Annotated in this window: 17 protein-coding genes and 2 pseudogenes; 14 read left to right on the top strand and 5 right to left on the bottom strand. The window is 40.4% G+C overall.

All coding sequences use genetic code 11. From position 1 onward, the window contains the following. Nucleotides 1-137: 137 nt before the first annotated feature. On the bottom strand, nucleotides 138-1,322 hold the full coding sequence (hmpA, locus tag LQZ07_RS04265; protein WP_152786221.1) for an NO-inducible flavohemoprotein: 1,185 nt from the start codon (nucleotides 1,320-1,322) through the stop codon (nucleotides 138-140). Between the two features lie 81 nt (nucleotides 1,323-1,403). Then, entirely contained in the window at nucleotides 1,404-1,943 is a 540-nt protein-coding gene (locus LQZ07_RS04270; protein ID WP_227981703.1) for an SDR family NAD(P)-dependent oxidoreductase, read from the bottom strand. A 162-nt stretch (nucleotides 1,944-2,105) separates the two neighbouring features. On the opposite strand from LQZ07_RS04270, the gene LQZ07_RS04275 reads away from it, so the two are divergent. The 6 genes from LQZ07_RS04275 (at nucleotide 2,106) to LQZ07_RS04300 (ending at nucleotide 5,549) form a co-directional block, all read left to right on the top strand. Further along, nucleotides 2,106-2,294, top strand: a complete 189-nt coding sequence (locus tag LQZ07_RS04275) for a hypothetical protein (protein WP_152786223.1) — start codon at nucleotides 2,106-2,108, stop codon at nucleotides 2,292-2,294. A 42-nt stretch (nucleotides 2,295-2,336) separates the two neighbouring features. Next, nucleotides 2,337-2,654 carry a hypothetical protein gene (locus LQZ07_RS04280; protein ID WP_152786225.1) on the top strand — a complete coding sequence of 106 codons (318 nt, stop codon included), beginning with the start codon at nucleotides 2,337-2,339 and terminating at the stop codon, nucleotides 2,652-2,654. Nucleotides 2,655-3,424: 770 nt separating this feature from the next. After that, nucleotides 3,425-3,700: a hypothetical protein gene (locus tag LQZ07_RS04285; protein WP_227981705.1), complete on the top strand. Its 276-nt coding sequence runs from the start codon at nucleotides 3,425-3,427 to the stop codon at nucleotides 3,698-3,700. Between the two features lie 16 nt (nucleotides 3,701-3,716). Then, a complete protein-coding gene (locus LQZ07_RS04290) occupies nucleotides 3,717-4,193 on the top strand; it encodes a hypothetical protein (RefSeq protein ID WP_152786231.1) in 477 nt (158 codons plus the stop codon). 353 nt (nucleotides 4,194-4,546) lie between these two features. Then, nucleotides 4,547-5,017, top strand: a complete 471-nt coding sequence (locus LQZ07_RS04295; RefSeq protein WP_152786233.1) for a GNAT family N-acetyltransferase — start codon at nucleotides 4,547-4,549, stop codon at nucleotides 5,015-5,017. A gap of 274 nt (nucleotides 5,018-5,291) precedes the next feature. After that, nucleotides 5,292-5,549, top strand: a complete 258-nt coding sequence (locus tag LQZ07_RS04300) for a hypothetical protein (protein WP_152786235.1) — start codon at nucleotides 5,292-5,294, stop codon at nucleotides 5,547-5,549. Between the two features lie 461 nt (nucleotides 5,550-6,010). On the opposite strand, the pseudogene LQZ07_RS04305 reads toward LQZ07_RS04300, so the two are convergent. Continuing rightward, nucleotides 6,011-7,018: pseudogene (locus LQZ07_RS04305) on the bottom strand (ISAs1 family transposase). A gap of 243 nt (nucleotides 7,019-7,261) precedes the next feature. On the opposite strand from LQZ07_RS04305, the gene LQZ07_RS04310 reads away from it, so the two are divergent. The 3 genes and pseudogenes from LQZ07_RS04310 to LQZ07_RS04320 all read left to right on the top strand — a co-directional run. Beyond that, a complete protein-coding gene (locus tag LQZ07_RS04310) occupies nucleotides 7,262-8,014 on the top strand; it encodes an S-adenosylmethionine:tRNA ribosyltransferase-isomerase (protein ID WP_152786237.1) in 753 nt (250 codons plus the stop codon). A gap of 8 nt (nucleotides 8,015-8,022) precedes the next feature. Then, nucleotides 8,023-8,343 (top strand): divalent-cation tolerance protein CutA, encoded by a 321-nt coding sequence (gene cutA / locus LQZ07_RS04315; protein WP_152786239.1) that lies wholly within the window; start codon nucleotides 8,023-8,025, stop codon nucleotides 8,341-8,343. Nucleotides 8,344-8,376: 33 nt separating this feature from the next. Beyond that, nucleotides 8,377-8,691 (top strand): annotated as a pseudogene (locus LQZ07_RS04320) (ISAs1 family transposase); the annotation flags it as partial. Nucleotides 8,692-9,115: 424 nt separating this feature from the next. On the opposite strand, the gene LQZ07_RS24650 reads toward LQZ07_RS04320, so the two are convergent. Further along, complete coding sequence (locus LQZ07_RS24650; protein ID WP_368666404.1) at nucleotides 9,116-9,607, bottom strand: IS3 family transposase; 492 nt, start codon at nucleotides 9,605-9,607, stop codon at nucleotides 9,116-9,118. Here LQZ07_RS24650 and LQZ07_RS04325 point away from each other — a divergent pair. Together LQZ07_RS04325 and LQZ07_RS04330 are read left to right on the top strand one after the other, a co-directional pair. Further along, complete coding sequence (locus LQZ07_RS04325; RefSeq protein WP_227981707.1) at nucleotides 9,606-10,037, top strand: transposase; 432 nt, start codon at nucleotides 9,606-9,608, stop codon at nucleotides 10,035-10,037. The genes LQZ07_RS24650 and LQZ07_RS04325 overlap by 2 nt on opposite strands. 16 nt (nucleotides 10,038-10,053) lie before the next feature. Next, nucleotides 10,054-10,497: a transposase gene (locus LQZ07_RS04330; RefSeq protein WP_227981709.1), complete on the top strand. Its 444-nt coding sequence runs from the start codon at nucleotides 10,054-10,056 to the stop codon at nucleotides 10,495-10,497. Nucleotides 10,498-10,733: 236 nt separating this feature from the next. On the opposite strand, the gene LQZ07_RS04335 is transcribed toward LQZ07_RS04330, so the two are convergent. Further along, complete coding sequence (locus LQZ07_RS04335) at nucleotides 10,734-10,985, bottom strand: transposase (protein WP_152786241.1); 252 nt, start codon at nucleotides 10,983-10,985, stop codon at nucleotides 10,734-10,736. Between the two features lie 444 nt (nucleotides 10,986-11,429). On the opposite strand from LQZ07_RS04335, the gene LQZ07_RS04340 reads away from it, so the two are divergent. The 3 genes from LQZ07_RS04340 to LQZ07_RS04350 all read left to right on the top strand — a co-directional run bounded on the left by LQZ07_RS04340 (nucleotide 11,430) and on the right by LQZ07_RS04350 (nucleotide 14,267). Next, nucleotides 11,430-12,389: a TRAP transporter substrate-binding protein gene (locus LQZ07_RS04340; RefSeq protein ID WP_152786243.1), complete on the top strand. Its 960-nt coding sequence runs from the start codon at nucleotides 11,430-11,432 to the stop codon at nucleotides 12,387-12,389. A gap of 68 nt (nucleotides 12,390-12,457) precedes the next feature. Further along, complete coding sequence (locus LQZ07_RS04345; RefSeq protein WP_227981711.1) at nucleotides 12,458-12,961, top strand: TRAP transporter small permease; 504 nt, start codon at nucleotides 12,458-12,460, stop codon at nucleotides 12,959-12,961. 1 nt (nucleotide 12,962) lies between these two features. After that, nucleotides 12,963-14,267, top strand: coding sequence for a TRAP transporter large permease (locus LQZ07_RS04350; RefSeq protein ID WP_152786245.1), 1,305 nt, complete (start codon nucleotides 12,963-12,965; stop codon nucleotides 14,265-14,267). Nucleotides 14,268-14,478: the final 211 nt, after the last annotated feature.

Here is a 14,478-nt window from a genome sequence, read left to right on the forward strand (position 1 = left end):
AAAATCGGCAGTAGTCTTCTGCCATTTAAGGAGGCTTAACTTGAGGCAGCGTTAACTTTCTAATGAAGATACCAGCAGATTAATGCTGGCATCATTTATTTTTGATAACTCTGAAACAAACCAAAGTTCAGCTCTATCTAATCAAGCACTTTGTGAGGCCCGAAGCACTCGTAGTTAATAGAAGAAGCATCTACCCCTTTCGCTATTAGTTGCTTACCAACAAACTGCATGAAGCCAACAGGGCCACAGAAGTAAAAATCAGTGTTCAACCAATTGATATCTGTCACATCATCAAGGTTCATGTTACCAATGATAGTGTTGTCCGCTAACGACTCTGGGTTATCAACATGCTCATACCAAGTGTAAGCTTTTAGATTGTCCATAATCGCTACACGCTCTTCAATAAGGTCCTTAAAGCTATGGTGAGAGACTTTTTGAGTTGCGTGCAACCAATGGATAGAGCCAGTATGCTCATCTTTAATCGTTTCAAGCATAGAAAGTACAGGCGTTACTCCCACACCGGCTGAAAGTAGAACGACAGACTTTTCTTTAGGTGAGTTGAAGAAGAAATCGCCTGCTGGTGGAACAATATCTAGCACATCACCAATGTCCACTTTGTCATGTAGGAAGTTTGATACTTTACCTTCACCTTCTCGCTTAACAGAAATACGGTAAGTTTCACCGTTCGGCTTATCAGACAAGCTATATTGGCGAATCTCTTGGAATTCAAGTTCTTCAGACCTCAACCAAATACCTATGTATTGACCAGGCTTAAACGTTACAACTTCTTTACCATCGATGGGCTTGAGTACAAAGCTGGTGATCAGATCAGATTCAACAGTCTTCTCTAAAAGCTCAAACTTACGCTTGTCCCTCCAACCACCAGGCAGGTTTTCAGTTTGTTGGTAAAGCTCTTCTTCACGAACTATAAAGATATTGGCTAACTGCTGGTAAGCCAGAGCCCAAGCATCTATAACTTCTTCATTTACACCTACAAACTCACGAAGAGTTGCAAGGAAGTTCTCACCGACAATACTGTATTGTTCTGCAGTAACACGGAAACTAGTGTGTTTTTGAGCGATTTTTTCTACTACCGGACCGAGTACAGCTAGGTTCTCCAAGTGAACAGCGTAGCCAAAGATGGCATTAAACAATGCTTCTCTTTGACGATCTGACTCCTGATTACTCAAGTTAAAAATATCTTTTAGCTCTGGGTTGTACTTAAACATTCGATTGTAGAAGTACTTAGTAACTTCAATACCGCCTTCCTCTAAAAGAGGGATCGTTGATTGTACAAGTTCGATTGTCTTTTTATCCAACATGATGTGTTACCTACTTATATTGAAAGTGCTGTGTTAACTGTGATTTCAAACTCTTCTCGAGTCTGATTTTTCAACATATCGCTAAAGTAAACCGGGTGCGATAGTGTGAACTTTGATACCGAACGGATTAAGTTCGTAGCGTAGAGAGTCAGTAATTCCTTCTACGGCATACTTATTTGAGTTGTAATAGGAGAATAATGGAAGACCCATGTTTCCTAGGAGTGAACCAATGTTAATGATCATACCGCTTTCTTTTTGACGCACAAATGGGATTACTGCACGGCAAGTTCTGAATACACCAAATACGTTCACATTGTATTGGAGTTCGAGTTCTTCATCAGTCTCCTCTTCAATACTAGAAACAAGGCCGTAACCAGCATTGTTCACAAGGATATCAATTTTACCGCCATCTTTAATTACAAATTCAATAGCCGCATTAACGCTATCTGTGCTTGTTACATCGCAGATAACTGGAGTGATGGTTAAACTATTATTGATAAAATCTTTCTTTAATGTTTCACCAACTTCAGCACTACGAACACAGCCGTATACTAAATACCCTTTAACTGCAAATGATTTCGCAGTTGATAAACCCGTACCCGAATTTGAACCTATGATCAATACTGTTTTTTTTGTTCATTTTTTCACTACTCACTTTCAATTCAAATTAAAGGGGTATTTAAATTACACCTTTAATTTGAGGGCGTCAATACTTGGAGTTATATTTAACCAAGCGCTTATATAACAACAACCTATCTTAACCAAAAAGGTGAAGAGTTTTAAATGACGGTACGGGGCAAATTAAGCAAAGGCTTTGACCTAAGAACCTTAAACAACTTAATCGCTAATGGTTTGGTTAGATACATAGTAACGAGCTACTTAGAAACACCTTGGCGAGTTTACGGTATAAGCACCAAAGGCTGGGAGGTGTTTAATGCCCATCCTGAGCAAGATGATAAGGCGTATGTGTAGCGTATCTTAGCCAGCTTTCCTAAGGCGTTTAGAAGGTCACTTATGGCGCAGTATCATGCTGCGCCGACCAAGCGAGATGCCAATATTGGCATCCGCACTACCCACGATAATGTAGCCAAAGCCATTGGCGCTAGGTCGATTACGTTAGACTTAGATTTATGTGAAGAAGACTTTAAAAAAAAGGCGGCTGAAAAGGCTGACAATTGCATGAGGTTTACGCGCTTAAGTGCCTCACAAAAATCTGCGTATGAAGAAATAGCCGATTACATACGGGGTAAAGGCTTTGAGCCGCCTATTCCGCTGACCTTATTACAAGGTGAGGTAGTTCCCCCTATTACCCAGCAACATAACGCTGGGTAGAAGAGTCGCGCAATTAGCCTACCAAGACAAACTTATGTCTAGCTCGTTTGTAATAAATGATGCAGCGCAGCAGGCTACTTAGCTAAATATGTTTCTAAGAACAATAACGGAAAATCATTAGGCTGTGGCGTACATGGTGAAGAGCCAATAGAAGCGGTTGCTAGGGTTAACGCTTGGGCGGCTTGTTGGCGCATAAAGCAGTTTCAACAAGTGGGCGGGCATTGGCCACAGTTTGGCGATAGCTATGCAGGCTAAAGAAGGTCTGCCAGTTTGATGAAACCATCCAACAAGCTTTTAAAGCTGCCGATACCGCCAACTGGAAATAGTTTACTAAAGTGATAGGCGGTGTGTGGTGCAAGTTGGCCAACAGGCCATTACGAGTCTTCTACCAACAAACCGTCAATACCGAAACAGGTGAATGCAAAACTAACGCCTACGGCGATGTGTTTGTGAAACGGCTTAAAGGTGTGCTTTATCGAGGCTTGGAAATTATCACCCGCCATTTTGAATGGCAGAGAGTTAAAGGCTCAAGCTCTTCGGCTTTACTTGGAGTTCTGTAAATAAGTGTACGAAATTACATTTGAAGGTGCACTTTTACTTCCATGTGACAATATTAAGCAAAACGATGTATTCAGAGGCATATAAATTGATTGTGGCGCATTCTAATGATAAAATTGATAATTATTTTGTGGGGGCCTTATGAATAAGGGAAGTTTTTGTCATTGCTGGGGGTTGAACCTAGCGATAGAACACTACGATACATAGAGCAGATGAATGATACCGTTGAAATGGTGAGTTTGTTGGATAAGCTCATTAGCATGGTACCGTTTTTTCAGATATTCGCAGGTCGAGGCACCTATAAGACGGCAGAGTTGATCTCTACGGGTTATCAAATTACAACTTACAACTGGGAATTGTACGCTAACGCTTTAAATAGTATTCCAGAAATAAAACGTAAAAAGTTAGAAGATATTGTGGGTACCGCATCTATTTATACTCACGGTAAAGAAAGACGCTTTTGGGAGTGTGTATACAATGCTCTATAGGCTTAAATTATTAACAATGTGCTTAACTCTTACGTTTTCAGCGGCAGCTACCTCTGCGTCTTTGCTTACAAGCAATGAAGATCTAGCAAGAGATTTGGAGCTTAAGTACCAAGCCTTAAATGCTAAAACTGAGATTTGCAGAGAAGACCGTAGAAGCCAAATAGAAGTAGATAAGCTAACCAGCAAATGGTTTGCAGACTTACCATCAGAAAGTAAAAAAGTAGTACTACTCATTGCGAGCCACGAAGCGATAGAGCGTTGTACTCAAGTTCAGGTCGATGAATACACTCTTTCACTAGTTGAATACGCCGCTCAAACTGAAGATAAAGAGCAACTCGAAGAGTGGCTTAAGTTAAAACAGAATTTTAAACCCGAAGAGCTAGCGAATGATATCGACGCGCTTAATTTTGAAGAGTTGATAGCTTTTCTAAAGGAGCCTCAGTTTGCTAAGCCCTTTGATTTAATCGCGGTTATGAAACAGTTAAATTTGTAGATGATTGTTTGAATTAACCTAAGTTAAATGGCTTAAGTGAGGTATGACTATTGAGGTAACTTTTCTTAACTAGAATATCTGCATTAGAGGTGGTTTTCTAACGCATTTCTACCCCATAGTTTGTTACCATTGACCCTAATTAACCTTTTGGGGATGACATATTTCCTTATGTCGAGTTATCCGAGAGTGTCGATGTTAGCTTTTTAAATTATGCGCCTTTTCGCATTCTAATTTCTATCACCCCTCATTAACCTATTGATTATCAATTGAACTGTGATTGGAAAGGTTGCATGACAGGAGTATGAAAAGTGGCTGAAATCCGTATATAAAGAGTTCCGTGATTAAGAGAAAATATGGATATTTCATTGTTAGCGGATCATCCACATGAAGCTCAAAAGATAGCTAAATGGTACTACGATGAGTGGGCTAGAATAGCTCCAAATGTCACTGAAGAAATGGTGCTCGGAAAAGTCATCGAGAAATCAGTCAATCGAGAGGCAATTCCTTTATCGTTAGTCGCCCACCTAGATGGTGAGCTTGTCGGTGTGCTTGAGCTTAAAATTCGTGAGAATAGAAACTACCCAGAATACGAAAACTGGGTTGGCGGAGTGTTTACTCACTACATACATAGACGTAAAGGGATCGCTCACAATCTCTTGGAATCAGCGAAAGAAAAAGCAGTAAGTATTGGTGTCAAAAAACTATATTTACAATGTGAGAGTTTCAATATCGAACTTTACTTAAATCATGATTTTAAGGTTCTACATCAAGCACAGCATCATGAAATTGAAACGACGATTATGGTCTGGGAAGCCACAACATAATAAGTGTTTAAGGTTTCAAAGTACATTTACTAATCTGATATAAGTAGCTTATAAGATCGCGTGTAACTCGTTTGTACCCAATAGCGAGCTAGCTCACTTCTGCCCCCGAGTCAGGCACTAAAAGTTATTCAGCTTCCCCCTTAAAGCTTTATTGGCAATAAAAACAACATGAAATTGCATCTTCACCCACTTATCTTGAAATATCAACGAAATTGGAAGTACTTCATTTGATATGGATAAAACGCTCACTATTTGGTTCTGTTAAGGAGACAGTTTGGCTAGGCTCTCTAGTTTTTTTGCTTTAGTTATTTTTCAGCATAAGGAGGTTCAAGCTGTGTTCGGTATTGGAATTATTAAACAAGGCGTAGAAGTGTCACCTGAAATAAAAGGGCGCTTAACAGAAGATGGTGTTCTCTTATCAGGAGTCACCATTACTCGTCGATTTGCTTACGAAGGTTACAAAAAAGGTGAGGAGCAGCTGGATTATAGTACAACAGATGCTAACGGAGCCTTTCTTTCCCTGAAGTTATAATTAAATCCCGTTACCTCAAGGATATATTTGGTCAGAACGCTAGAGTCCATTTAGCTGTTTACTTCACTAAAGATGAAAAAACATCAATTATGGAGAAGCTCAAGCCATTGGTTTCCTTTTTCCCCTACAATTACTCAAATGTTAATTAACCTAAATGGTGAGTTAACAAACAAAGAAGTTCACTATGAAGTAGATATGAGTGCTTATTCTGATGTTAGGCAGCAAATCGTATTTCCCTGAACACCTTAGCGTAGTTTACTACGGTGATGATTTGGTTTCTTCATTCGTTGACCTAAATAACATAGTCAACTAGAAGGTAAAATCATGGCGGCTATCTCTCTCCTCAAGTAGTCTCTCGTTTCGCTGAAACAGTTTACGATATAAAAAAGCCACAACGGGATCAACAGTTGATATCCCTAGAGTTGTAAGTAAACATTTTTCATTTAACTCTGAAAGTCGTGTTATCCGAGGCACCTCAGGCAGGGCGACCGTATGAGTGTTTGATTTTTAGACACTTCGTTAAAACCAGCGCTCAACACGGCTTCATCATGCACCGCTTCTGTTTTCCAACGATACTGAGTTTCGTCGGTTCTGCTCAATGCATATTTAAGCTCATATGTCGTAGGCAAGCCAGGTTTACCGTGCCGTGGGCCTTGTATATCTGATACGCATCTTCATTCAAGCTGACATCAAGCACCCAATGCATCGATTCAATACTCCAGTGCTCTCTAACTGTATTCGCAGCTTGCTCCGCGGTCAGTTCTTTCGAGCTGATGTAATAACGAGATTCTAAGTCTAATTTCTCCCTTTAATAAGTCGGAAGTTTTCGACCATTACGATGCTTTTGAGATCCTTCCTGTTTGAAAAGGTACCTTCGAGCCTATCGCTTCCTAAGACATAACACTGGTGCGACTCAATACGACCATGACCTTGTTCGAAGGTGATGCCATCAGCTAGGCTTGAACGTTCATTGGTAAACACCTTTTCGACCGCTTTACGCAGTTTTCACTGATTACTTTTCACCGCTAGTAAATAATCAGCTCAGGTATTGCTGTAATCTCATTGCTCTTCTGGTCTGTTTTTAACTGCCTCAAGACGAGTTTATTGGATGATGCGAGGCACTTATCATGTTGATTCTATCTTCACGATTGTAGGAACCACGAAGTGTCCTTCGATCAATAGCGCCCACTTGGCCTTCGGTCAATGTATGGACTGACGACATCCAACGAATGAAGCATTCTTGAAACTGCTCAGGCTTAATGGTAGAGATGATCCGAGCAATGGTGTCATGAGCAGGAATATCATGTAAAAAACAATCCATTACGTTTAAACCAATCGTAATGGCCTAAAGAGTACTCCCGAATATCAAATCAGCCAAACATGACTTCAAACAAACAGCAAGTCACCTTCGCACCTTGACGCTGATCGGCTATGGTTTGGTAATGCTCTTTAAAGTGGTTAATGCGCATGATGGACTCCGTTAAAAAGGAGCATAAGATCACAGTTAATAGCGATCGTCAAATCGCCCGACTAAACGTATAAAAAAACGTTCACGATCTCGCTTTGGATCTTAGACCAACCAGCCTTTGATTTTACTCGTATGTCTGAGTTGAAGACAGAGAACACCAAATACTAATTAGTCGAATCAATGAAACCGCTTCATTGATTTTGAACTACACTTAGACTGTATTAGAAAATAATAGGGGGATTTTATGCTTATTGATGCCATATCCTATCAACTACCGGAAGCGTTAATCTCCGATGAGCATAGGACACTTAATGACAAAGATAAATTAATCATTTTAACCCCAACATCAGGGGAAATAATCGATTCAAATTTTAGTAGCCTCCCCTTATTTTTGAATCAAGGAGACCTACTTATCTTCAATAATTCGCCTTTTCCAGCAACAAATAAGAGCCATCAACAAAGCGAAGCGGATTTAAATAACACGTCTCAAGTCGAACCAACTGCAAGAAAACATTTCAGTAAAGAATTACTACAACATCTCACTGAAAAAGGAGTTAAGTTTTGCGATATTACGTTACATGTAGGAAGTGAGTCTTCCGAACTAATGTCAAATAGCATTGATCAAAAAATCTTTCATCAAGAGCAGGTCTATATTTCTTCCAATACAATAACCGAAATTAAATTGGCCAAAGCTGCTGGTAAAAGAGTTATTGCGGTAGGAACAACACCTGCTCGTGCGATTGAAAGTTGGGCTAATAGTGGTGATATAGATAAAAAACAGGATTTTAGTCAAATGGTTAGCTTATTAATCTATCCAGGTTATCAATGGAAAATGATTGATGGATTAATTACACATTTACATCTTCCTCATTCAACATTGTTACTAATGGTCGCCAGTCTAGCTAATCGAGCCCACCTTTTATCCGCCTATCAACATGCAATAAAGAAGCACTACTTATTCGGAAATTATGGCGATACTATGTTTATTATTGGGTAGAGAAACCTATGAAAAAGATAAGTTACTTATTAGTTTTTACTACGGTTCCGAATAAAGAGCTTGCTGATAGCATTGCTAATGAATGCGTTATATCAGGTATAGCTGCGTGTGTACAAATTACACCAACAAAGTCAGTTTATATGTGGGAAGGGCAAGTTGAAACAACTACAGAGCAACTGTTAAAAGTAAAGTTGACTGAAAAAAATTACAATACATTAGAAACCATAATATTACGCATGCATCCTTATGATACACCTGAAATTATAGCGATCCCTATTTCTCATGGAAATATCGCATATTTATCTTGGATTAACGAAGTCACTAAATAGCAACAATATTGACGCTTTTATAATTATATCAGCCTCGATGAAGTCATTATGGTGCGATTGTGTGCGGTGATAGCTGGCGCAAAGGCTGATTTGATATTTGGGAGTACTCTTTAGGCCATTACGATTGGTTTAAACGTAATGGATTGTTTTTTACATGATATTCCTGCTCATGACACCATTGCTCGGATCATCTCCACCATTAAGCCTGAGCAGTTTCAAGAATGCTTCATTCGTTGGATGTCGTCAGTCCATACATTGACCGAAGGCCAAGTGGGCGCTATTGATGGAATGGACTTCTCAACTTTCACTAGACAGTTTCCTGTTTCAAAAAAATACGCTTCCTCAAACTTAGCTGGAGATACCCTACCTGTATGTGAGTGGCGCTTTATTGGATTGTAAAACATTAAATACCTCGGACTTCGCCTCATCTCTTGTTGTATATATCTTCTTGCGTGCCACTCGCTTTTTAAACGTGGCAAAAAAGCTTTCAGCTACAGTATTATCGTGGCAGTTACCTCGATGGCTTTAGATTATGCTACTTCATAAAGGCTAGGTAATCACTACTTCCGTATTGGCTTCCTTGGTCACTGTGGACTAAAACGGTTTGCTAAGGCCATCGTGCATACACTGCCATCAATAGGGCTCTGATGACTAAGTGCTTGTCCATATTCTTATTCATCGACTAACCCACCACCCGGCGTGAGAATAAATCAATGATGACCGCCAAATAAGGAAACCCTTGTGCTGTACGAACGTAGGTTATATCCCTTACCTATGAGACATTGGGGGCGTCTGGTGTAAAATCCCGCTCTAACAGGTTATCCGCGATTCGAGAGGGCTTGCTGCCTTTGATATAACGCCGCGTATAGCCGACCTGCGCTTTAAGGCTGTGAAGTCGCATAATTTTGGCAACACGATGCACGCTACAGCGTTCACCCGACTCTCTTAGAGCGCAAAGGATCCAGGGGCTTCCATAGTTGCCACCGCTAGCGACATAGAATGTTTTGATCTGGACCAATAAACGATTGTCTTCAATTGCCCTGGCACTTAGTGGTTGTTTACGCCACGCGTAGAACCCGCTGCGGTTTATCTTGAGTACCCGACACATCGCTAAGATTGAATGTTCATGTTGATGATCACGAACAAAGGCGCACTTTACTCTGGGTAGCTTGCAAAGTACCTTGCGGCCTAATGGGATGGCCTGCTCCTCTCTCTGATATCTATACTCAGCAAGGGCGATCGCAAAAACAAGGAGACCGCCCATGTCTAGTTCAAATGTGCATATCTACGGTATCGACCTAGGGAAAAACTGGTTTCACATCGTAGCAATGGATCGTCAAGGGCATATTCTTTGGCGAAAGAAGCTTAAAACCTTTGTGATTAACACTCCACCAACAATTGTAGCGGTTGAAGCTTGTTCGAGTTCTCAATACTGGGGAAGATTGTTTAATGGTGCAGGGTTCTCAGTAAAAATTATTCCCGCTCAGTTTGTTAAGCCGTACTTAAAATCAAACAAGAATGACTTCAATGATGCTGCCGCAATCGCTGAAGCAGGCAGCCGTGGGACTATGCACTGTGTTTCCCTAAAGACGCACGAACAACTTGCCCAGCATCTTAGAGGATGTGGAAAATGGACTTCCCGACTTTATTCGTGCTTTAGTGTTTCGCTTGCGAGAGTGTTGACAATATCTTGATGTTCAAATTGATGAAATGATCGAGCAATTACAACAGGCCTCAATTGCCTCAGAGAAGTGCCAACTAATATCCAGCGTTCCAGATATTGGCCCAATTGTCGCAACTGGGTTAATTGCAGCGGTTGGTTCAGGCACTCAATTTAAGCGAGGCCGAGATATGTCTGCTTGGTTAGGCTTGGTTCCCAGACAATACTCCATTGGTGGGAGAAGCAATCTTGGCGGTATAAGTAAAAGAGGTCATGTTTATCTACGCCGTCAGGTGATACAAGGGGCTAAAGCATTAAAGGTATATATGAAGCGAGACAAATCCGCACTCGGGCAGTTGATAGCCAAGTTAGAGGCGACACATCATCATCATGTTGTTTTAATTGCCTTGGCTAACAAGATAATGAGGATTTGTTGGAAGGCATTGATCTCGGGTCAGGAGTATCAACCTTATCTAGCTTCGGCTGTGAAATAGCATATAACGAATTATATTTTCCATAGATTTTGCGAGAAACAAGCTGATGACAGAAGCGTTAAACCCACGATGTTGAAGCCTGGCTAAAAAAGCAGTCTTTTATGACTGAGCGCTTTATTAGGACAACAACGTGTGGATCTCATCAAGGCCAGAACACTAGATGGTTCGAAACAGGCCGGATACATTGACGCAAACGTATTATGACAGCGAGCTTTTACTTGCAAAAACGGAGCAGATCATACATTTTTTAGTATGTATCGTTCCTCCGTAACCCGTTTGAATTCAGCTTCTAACCTAGCGATCCGAACGGATTCATCGGACCTTGGAAGGGCTTCTTTTTTACCATCAATTTGTCTTCGCCAATGGTAAAGCGACTTTGCTGAGATCCCTAAGCGTTCGGCCACTTCGTGAACTGAATAGCCGCGCTCGGTGACCTGCTTTACAGCTTCGGATTTAAACTCTTGGGTATAACGCTTACCTTTGCTCATAAACACCTCTAGTTGAAGTTACATTGTAACTGTTAAAAGTGTCTAGCAAAGTCTGGGAAGTCCAGTTGATTTGACACTAAGCAAATAATGAATCAAAAAATCAATGGCACTGAGCTTACTAGTTTTTACAAATTGATGTCTTTATTGGTATTTAAGCTTTGAAATAAAATAATTATTTAGTTTATTTTGATTGGTTTAGTTGATTAAAACGTGATGTTTGGAATGCTTTTGGGCTAAGGATATGTGCGCTAATAGTGAAAGTATTGACTAGGCGCAATGAAAGCCAATAAAACAAAATGAATGAAGAATGGTGGGAGAACGCTCTAAAAATGAGCATTATTTGTATTATAAGATGACCAGGGTTTCGCATCTAGATAAAGGTGTGAAGAGCTAGCTTTAGTGAAGAAAAATACAATCTATTATGTACACATAAGGACTTCGTGAATGAAAAAGATTCTGGTAACTCTAGTAGCAACATCTGTTTTAGCTGCTTTTGGCGCAAATGCAAAAACTTTGACCTTAGGCCACGCAATGAATTTAGACAGCGCTGCGCATGCTGGCATGGTTATCTTTGCCGATAAAGTAAAAGAGAAATCTGGCGGAGACATGAATGTCAAAATTTTCCCTAATGGCATGTTGGGCTCAGAACGAGACCAAGCAGAACAGGTTGTTACAGGCGCTTTAGATATGGCAAAAATTAATGGCTCGTTAGCTGAGTCTTTTGAGCCTACTTACAAGGCCATTTCTATCCCTTATCTATTCCGTGATTCTAATCATATGCATACTTTTATGCGTAGTGAATCAGCTGAAAAATTACTTGTATCAAGTAAAGGTAAGGGCTTTATTGGCATAACTTTATATGATTCTGGATCTCGCAGTTTTTACAGTTCTAAGCCCATTAATACCCCAGAAGATTTAGTGGGTTTGAAGATTCGTGTTCCTGAGTCTCCAACGATGATGGAAATGGTGCGATTACTCGGTGCTCGAGCGACACCCGTGCCGTTTACTGAAGTGTATACGGCCTTACAGCAAGGCGTCATTGATGCAGCAGAAAACAACATTTCTAGCCTTGTTGAAATGAAGCATTCTGAAGTCGCCAAATTTTATGCGATGGATCAGCACATGATGACACCAGACCTTATCATGATTTCAGAAGCGACTTGGGGTAGCTTAAAGCCTGAGCAACAAAAAATTGTTAAAGAAGCTGCTTTAGAGTCAATGGAAGAAGAAATTAAAATCTGGGCTGCAACTGACGGCAAAAATATGAAGATTGCTAAGGAGTCAGGAGTAACCTTTATCGAGGTTGATACCAGTAAGTTCCGCGAAAAAGTGCTTCCGATGATCGACGAAGCTAAAAGTGATCCTGATTTGAAGTACTACATCGACTCAATTGAATCTATGTAATTTATACCTCTTTTTATTACTAGCCTTCCTATATGGAAGGCTTCTTTATCTGCTCTTGAGGTGGAGGAATGATGTACTCAATTTTACGTCAGTTTAAAACAATTCTAGACAAAACTATTCTCACTTTTTGTGGGGTGGCTATTGTCACTCTTGTTATAACTGTTACTTGGCAAGTATTTAGTCGCTATGTGCTCAACGACCCAAGCTCGTTTACTGATGAGTTAGCCAGGTACACGATGATCTGGTTTGGCCTCGCTGGAGCTAGTTACTTATTCGGAAAAAATGGGCACCTTGCTATTACTCTATTTATTGGTTCGGTGAAGTCAAAGTACCGCAAGTATTTTCATGTCCTAATAAACATTATTTCAGTAGCGTTTATTAGTTTAGCCATGGTGAAAGGAGGAGTGTTATTAATGGGGAGAACTATGATGCAATTCTCCCCGGCTTTACAAATTCCTATGGCGTATGTGTATTTAATCTTACCTTTGTCAGGGATCGTCATGCTCACTTATCTGATATTGAATACCATCGAAGTCTTTGCTCCAGCAACATCACCGAGGGAGAGTGAGTAGTATGGATATTTCAATCGGGTTTTGGTTATTGTGCTTATTCCTATTTTTAATTAGTTTCAGCGTCCCCATTGCTATTGCTATTGCAATGTCTTCGCTGGTGATAATGTGTACAATATTGCCTGCAGACGTAGCTTTTATGACCGCAGGTCAGAAGATTGTCACAGGTATAGATAGCTTCAGTTTACTGGCTATTCCCTTTTTTATCTTGGCAGGGAATATTATGAATCGTGGTGGTATCGCTACACGATTAGTTCAGTTCGCTAAAATACTGGTGGGTCGTTTACCTGGCGCTCTGTCTCATGTAAATGTACTGGCCAACATGCTGTTTGGTTCAGTTTCGGGATCTGCTGTAGCGGCAGCGGCTGCTGTAGGTAAAACCCTTGAGCCTGAACTTGAAAAAGAAGGATACGATAAATCTTACTCAACGGCTGTAAATATCGCTTCTTGCCCAGCTGGATTACTTATTCCACCAAGTAACTCACTCATTGTATTCTCTGTCGTAAGTGGTGGTACTTCAATTGCAGCCCTGTTTATTGCTGGCTATGTTCCGGGAATATTAATGGGACTAAGTTGCATGGTTGTTGCTTATCTTATTGCGAAGAAGAAGGGGTATAAAAGTACGGCAGTTGAACTAAGTATTCGTGAAAAACTCACCATAACTTGGCGGGCTATACCTAGCTTAGGCTTAGTGGTTGTAGTTATCGGAGGTATAATCGGAGGTATATTTACTGCTACTGAAGGGGCTTGCATCGCCGTGCTTTACTCTTTTGGCTTATCCTTATGTTATCGAACTCTTGGTGTGAAAGAGCTGAGGGTGATATGTGTGGAAACTGCAGAGATTACCGGTATTATGCTATTTTTGATTGGCGCTTCTACGATTATGTCTTGGGCGATGGCTTTCACAGGCTTACCAAGTATGATCAGTGAATGGATGCTTTCTATATCCGATAACCCAATCATTATCTTTATTTTAATGAACATTATCTTACTTATTGTAGGGATGTTCATGGATTTGACGCCAGCAGTCTTAATTTTCACGCCTATATTTATGCCTATAGCTACCCAGCTTGGCATGCACCCAATCCATTTCGCAATGATGATTATTTTTAATCTGTGTATTGGTATTGCAACACCTCCGGTGGGGACTGCGCTGTTTGTTGGTTGCAGTGTTAGTGGGGCTAAGATAGAAAGCGTGATTAAGTCGATATTACCCTTCTGTGCGGTGCTAATAATTACATTGTTGTTTATTACCTTCATACCTGAAATTAGTTTAGCGTTGCCAAGAGCATTTGGATTGATTAACTAATAGGCACACATAATGAATAGTCAACAATAGAAATGCTCTTTGTTGGCTATTTTATGCGACTACGCATAATTTCCTTCTTATATTTATAGATTTCACGTAGATAGATTTGAAGTTTTTCTGTACGAACTGTATAGTCTCGCCCCGCATATTAGGGATAGATCCTTTCAGGGCACACTTAGTTTAAATAAACTAAATTTTCAGTTGTAACTTT

The sequence above is a fragment of the Agarivorans sp. B2Z047 genome (assembly GCF_023373605.1).
Lineage (GTDB): Bacteria > Pseudomonadota > Gammaproteobacteria > Enterobacterales > Celerinatantimonadaceae > Agarivorans > Agarivorans albus.

Bases quoted from the DNA above. Each gene is read 5' to 3' on its own strand.
- hmpA (WP_152786221.1), bottom strand. From the start codon at position 1,322: ATGTTGGATAAAAAGACAATCGAACTTGTACAATCAACGATCCCTCTT.
- LQZ07_RS04275 (WP_152786223.1), top strand. From the start codon at position 2,106: ATGACGGTACGGGGCAAATTAAGCAAAGGCTTTGACCTAAGAACCTTA.
- LQZ07_RS04280 (WP_152786225.1), top strand. From the start codon at position 2,337: ATGGCGCAGTATCATGCTGCGCCGACCAAGCGAGATGCCAATATTGGC.
- LQZ07_RS04285 (WP_227981705.1), top strand. From the start codon at position 3,425: ATGAATGATACCGTTGAAATGGTGAGTTTGTTGGATAAGCTCATTAGC.
- LQZ07_RS04290 (WP_152786231.1), top strand. From the start codon at position 3,717: ATGTGCTTAACTCTTACGTTTTCAGCGGCAGCTACCTCTGCGTCTTTG.
- LQZ07_RS04295 (WP_152786233.1), top strand. From the start codon at position 4,547: ATGGATATTTCATTGTTAGCGGATCATCCACATGAAGCTCAAAAGATA.
- LQZ07_RS04310 (WP_152786237.1), top strand. From the start codon at position 7,262: ATGCTTATTGATGCCATATCCTATCAACTACCGGAAGCGTTAATCTCC.
- cutA (WP_152786239.1), top strand. From the start codon at position 8,023: ATGAAAAAGATAAGTTACTTATTAGTTTTTACTACGGTTCCGAATAAA.
- LQZ07_RS04325 (WP_227981707.1), top strand. From the start codon at position 9,606: ATGTCTAGTTCAAATGTGCATATCTACGGTATCGACCTAGGGAAAAAC.
- LQZ07_RS24650 (WP_368666404.1), bottom strand. From the start codon at position 9,607: ATGGGCGGTCTCCTTGTTTTTGCGATCGCCCTTGCTGAGTATAGATAT.
- LQZ07_RS04330 (WP_227981709.1), top strand. From the start codon at position 10,054: ATGATCGAGCAATTACAACAGGCCTCAATTGCCTCAGAGAAGTGCCAA.
- LQZ07_RS04335 (WP_152786241.1), bottom strand. From the start codon at position 10,985: ATGAGCAAAGGTAAGCGTTATACCCAAGAGTTTAAATCCGAAGCTGTA.
- LQZ07_RS04340 (WP_152786243.1), top strand. From the start codon at position 11,430: ATGAAAAAGATTCTGGTAACTCTAGTAGCAACATCTGTTTTAGCTGCT.
- LQZ07_RS04345 (WP_227981711.1), top strand. From the start codon at position 12,458: ATGATGTACTCAATTTTACGTCAGTTTAAAACAATTCTAGACAAAACT.
- LQZ07_RS04350 (WP_152786245.1), top strand. From the start codon at position 12,963: ATGGATATTTCAATCGGGTTTTGGTTATTGTGCTTATTCCTATTTTTA.